The organism is Streptomyces sp. NPDC001027 (assembly GCF_040299045.1).
Lineage (GTDB): Bacteria > Actinomycetota > Actinomycetes > Streptomycetales > Streptomycetaceae > Streptomyces.
Genome location: NZ_JBEPBI010000487.1, coordinates 1 through 2,554 on the forward strand (window position 1 = coordinate 1; position 2,554 = coordinate 2,554).

Consider the following 2,554-nt stretch of genomic DNA (forward strand, 5'->3'; position numbering starts at 1 on the left):
CCCAGCGCGTGCAGCGGGGCGTCGCGGTAGAGGTCCAGAGCCTCTTCGGGGGTGATCCGCCCACCGGCGGCGGCACGGTCGAGGACGGACTGAAGGCGATGTTGCGGGGGTCGGGACATGATGGTGGCCGGGCCTTTCCGGTGGCGTGTGGCGTTCAGGGGGAGTTGGGTTCGAGCAGCCGGACGGTGACGTCGGGCGGGAAGCCCTCGTCGCCGCCGCCTACCCGCCGTGCGAATTCGGCGATGCCGGCGAGCTGTTCCGCGCCGAGACTGAAGTCGAGGGCCGTGGTGTAGTAGCGCTCGAGCGTCGCGGCGTCGAACTCCTCCCACTGCGCGGCCTGTTCGCAGACCTTCGCCATCTCCGCCATGGACAGGTCCCGTGAGGCCAGCAGATCGGCGTGGACCTGGCGCACCAGTGCGGGTTCGCGGGCCAGGAAGTCGCGGCGCGCGGCGAACACGGCGAACACGAAGGGCAGTCCCGTCCAGTCCTTCCACATCCGGCCCAGGTCGTGCACCTCCAGGCCCATCCGGGGCGCCTCGTGCAGGGCCGCACGCAGGGCGGCGTCGCCGATGATCACCGCGGCCTTCGCCTCGGACATCATGGTGCGCAGGTCCGGCGGGCACACGAAGTACTCGGGGTTCACCCCGACGCGCTCGGCCAGCAGCAGCTGAGCCAGGCGAACCGACGTGCGGCTCGTCGCCCCCAGCGCCACCGGCTGTCCGTCCAGCTCCTCGAGCGGCACCTGGCTGACGATCAGGCAGGACATGACGTCGCCGTCGCTGCCGACCGCGATGTCGGGCAGCGCGACCAGATCGTCCGCATGCCGCAGGAACTCCATCAGGCTGATCGGTCCCATGTCCAGATCGCCTGAGGCCAGCGCGTCGTTGAGGCCGTCCGGAGTGTCCGTGTGCAGGTCCATGTCGAGGAGGGACCCGGTGCGGGCGAGTCCCCAGAACAGCGGCAGGCAGTTGAGGAACTGTATGTGGCCCACACGGGGCCGGCGCCGGCGCACAGGCGTCGACCGCGCTGTGTCGGGCGCGAGTTGCTGGGTCATGGTGCACAACTCCCGGAACGGGTCGAGGGGAAGGACAGAGAAGCGCGCCGTCAGGCCCGGGGGACCGCGGCGGTGAAGTGCTCGTTCAGCACGGCCAGCACCTCGGCCGGCCGCTCCGAGAGGAAGAAGTGCCCGCCGGAGAAGACCCGCAGCTCCGTCGCGGCCGCGGTGTGCTCGTCCCAGGCGCGGGCTTCCTCTAACGTCGTACGCGGGTCGGCGTCGCCGGTGAGGACGGTCACCGGGCAGCGCACCGTCGCCCCGGGCTCACAGCGGTACGTCTCGACGGCCCGGTAGTCGCTGCGGATCGCGGGCAGCACCATGCGCAGCACCTCCTCGTCCTGGAGGACCTGGGCGTCGGTGCCGGCCAGCGCGCGCAGCTCGGCGATCACACCGTCGTCGTCGCGCAGGTGCACGCTCTCGTTGCGCACCCGCGAAGGGGCGCGGCGCCCGGAGGCGAACAGCCGGACGGGGCCCGGTCCGGTGCGCTCCATACGGCGCGCCACTTCGAAGGCCACCAAGGCGCCCATGCTGTGACCGAAGAAGGTCATGGGACGGTCGTCGTCCCACTCCGCGAGGACCGCGCAGACCTCGTCGGCGAGAGCGGCGATCGAGGCGGGGCCCGCTTCGTGCCGGCGGTCCTGACGGCCGGGGTACTGGATGGCGGCGACGTCGACGCCGGGGCTGAGCGCGGCGGCTACCGGCACGTAGAAGCTGGCCGAACCGCCGGCGTGCGGGAAGCAGACCAGCCGCTCGGCCGCGTCGGAGGAGGGCCGAAACCTGCGGATCCACAGGTTGTCGGTGGTGGAGCTCATCGGACGTGTGTCCTTCCCGTGTGGCGGTGTGGCGGCGCGGCGGTGCGGCGGCCGGGGCCGTCCGGTGATGACGACCCGGCCACCGCCCGGTGGACGCGGCCACCGGGCGGTGCAGCCCGGCCGCTTTGGGGCCGGGTGCGAGGACGAGGGCTCAGTCGGCGGCCTCGGGGCCGTACACCTCGACCCCGTCGGAGACACGGCGCACGTGAATGCATTCGCCGGGGCACTCCTTGACCGAGTCGACCACGTCGGTGAGCAGATCCAGGGCGAAGCGCGTCGTCGCTCCCGGAGCCTGGAGCAGTTCGTCCTGCTCGCTCTTGACGTAGGCGAGCCCGTCGACGTCCAGTTCGAACACCTCGGGGACGTACTGGGCGCAGATCCCGTCGCCGGTGCACAGGTCCTGGTCGATCCAGACTTCCAGGTCCTCGTCATTCGTCGTCCGTGGGGACATAAACACCTGCCTGGCCATGTCGTCGTGGTGTGGACACGGTGCGCGGACGTCCGCCCGACACCGAGCGGAGCACGCACCGCGCACATGAGGGAGTCGTGCACGCGGTACACGAAGGGCCCGGCTGCTGCGGCCGGGCCGGCGGGTCACACGCGCATGGGCTGCGGCGACTCGCGCAGGGCCGGGTCGGGGCCGTCGTACTCGCGGATGATCTCGTAGCGGGTGTTGCGCTCCACGGGG

The 2,554-nt window shown here is 71.6% G+C and carries 3 protein-coding genes; all 3 read right to left on the reverse strand.

What is annotated here, in order from left to right:
* Nucleotides 1-154: 154 nt before the first annotated feature.
* Nucleotides 155-1,054, reverse strand: a complete 900-nt coding sequence (locus ABT300_RS43085) for a menaquinone biosynthetic enzyme MqnA/MqnD family protein (RefSeq protein ID WP_351688360.1) — start codon at nt 1,052-1,054, stop codon at nt 155-157.
* Nucleotides 1,055-1,104: 50 nt separating this feature from the next.
* Nucleotides 1,105-1,866, reverse strand: coding sequence for a thioesterase II family protein (locus tag ABT300_RS43090; RefSeq protein WP_351688362.1), 762 nt, complete (start codon nt 1,864-1,866; stop codon nt 1,105-1,107).
* 151 nt (nt 1,867-2,017) lie between these two features.
* Entirely contained in the window at nt 2,018-2,317 is a 300-nt protein-coding gene (locus ABT300_RS43095) for a ferredoxin (protein WP_306946447.1), read from the reverse strand.
* Nucleotides 2,318-2,554 lie beyond the last annotated feature (237 nt).